The sequence below is a fragment of the Streptomyces sp. NPDC058877 genome (assembly GCF_042742855.1).
Lineage (GTDB): Bacteria > Actinomycetota > Actinomycetes > Streptomycetales > Streptomycetaceae > Streptomyces.
The window spans coordinates 1-1381 of sequence record NZ_JBHYMF010000403.1 but is presented as its reverse complement, the minus strand read 5'-3'; the positions used below and the strand labels follow the sequence as shown (position 1 = coordinate 1381).

Annotated in this window: 2 protein-coding genes; both read right to left on the bottom strand. The window is 68.1% G+C overall.

Going from position 1 to position 1381, the window contains the following annotated elements; all coding sequences use genetic code 11:
- Window positions 1–159: 159 nt before the first annotated feature.
- Window positions 160–528 (bottom strand): ArsR/SmtB family transcription factor, encoded by a 369-nt coding sequence (locus ACFW2Y_RS35885; RefSeq protein ID WP_384887960.1) that lies wholly within the window; start codon window positions 526–528, stop codon window positions 160–162.
- Window positions 529–715: 187 nt separating this feature from the next.
- Complete coding sequence (locus ACFW2Y_RS35880; RefSeq protein WP_384887957.1) at window positions 716–1090, bottom strand: hypothetical protein; 375 nt, start codon at window positions 1088–1090, stop codon at window positions 716–718.
- Window positions 1091–1381: the final 291 nt, after the last annotated feature.

Genomic DNA, 1381 nt, shown 5'->3' with positions numbered 1-1381 from the left:
CTGTGGGGGCCGGGGTTCGTTGGGGCCCGGCCGGCCCGGGGGCCCCCCCCCTCACCGCGCGCCCGCCCCCCCCCCCCCTACCCCCCCCCCCCCCGCGCCCGGGGGGGGGCACGACAGGTGCACGGGAGCGGGCGACGGGCGGTCAGCAACCGTTCGACATCAGGTGCGGACGGAAGCCGAGGGCGCGGCGTCGGGAAGGAACTGGTCCTGCCGGAGTTCGGCGAGCAACTCGTTCCGGCCCACCAGCATCTCGGTGAGGATGCGGCGAGCGGCTCTCAACAGATCGGCCACGTCTCCGCCCGCCAACTCGTAGGTGACCGTGGAGCCCTCCCGAGTGGAGACGACGATGCCCGAGCGGCGCAACACGGCCAACTGTTGGGAGAGGCTGGACGCCTCGACGTCGATCTCCGCCAGCAGGTCCCGGACCGGCATCGGGCCGTCCTGGAGGAGCTCAAGGACGCGTATGCGGACGGGGTGACCGAGCATCCGGAAAAACTCGGCCTTCACCTGGTACAGCGGCACCTGCATACCCACGACGCTCCTACAACTCCTCGGACCGTTTACCACGGCCGTGCACGCCCACCGGCGGCACGGCCCCTGACCATCGTCGCGTCCTGTGAGGCCACGCGCACCCGAAGTTGACCGCTTTCGGATCTGTAGAGTTGAAGAAAACTTCAACTCATGGGCACGCGTAGGCCCGTTCGCGACGTGAGAGCTACACCTCGAGTTCCGCCTCGACCCGGCGGAGTTGGTGGCGGGCCATGGCCAGGTTGGACTTCGCCTTGTCGAGCACCAGGTAGAGGAACAGTCCGCTTCCACTGCGGCTGCGCAACAGCCTGATCAGGTGGTACTGGCTGCCGAGGGTGATCAGCACGTCCTCGAGGTCGTCCTGGAGACCCAGCATCTCCATGGCCCTGACCTTGGCCCGGATCACGTCCGTATTGCCGGCTGCAGCAACCGTCAGGTCCAGATCCTTGCCGCCGCCGAGAGTCCCCAGGGCCATGCCGCTGGTGTAGTCCACGAGCGCCACCCCGAGCGCACCGTCGATCGAGGTCATCGCTTCCTTCATCGACACTTCCACATTGGCCATGGTGGCCCTCCCCATTGCAACTGCCGTGTCCGGCACTGGATCTTTCGTACCCGGACGCTACCGATCGCCGGGCGGCGCATGTCCGGATCCACGGATTCGTCCGAAAACGATCGTTGTGAAGGCGAGACGGGACATCTCCTGACCGACCCACTGCCCGGAACCCGAGTGCGGGCGGCACGGTGACATGCCGGGGCGTCCTGTCGTTGGACGTGGCATGACCGCACGAAGCACTGCGTCCGTCGGCCGACCACGCCCCACTCCCGCTTCGCGGTCGGCACCCCCTGCAGGGGG

What these genes read in the sequence shown, in the direction of transcription:
- ACFW2Y_RS35885 (WP_384887960.1), bottom strand. Translation starts at nt 528, where the DNA reads ATGCAGGTGCCGCTGTACCAGGTGAAGGCCGAGTTTTTCCGGATGCTC.
- ACFW2Y_RS35880 (WP_384887957.1), bottom strand. Translation starts at nt 1,090, where the DNA reads ATGGCCAATGTGGAAGTGTCGATGAAGGAAGCGATGACCTCGATCGAC.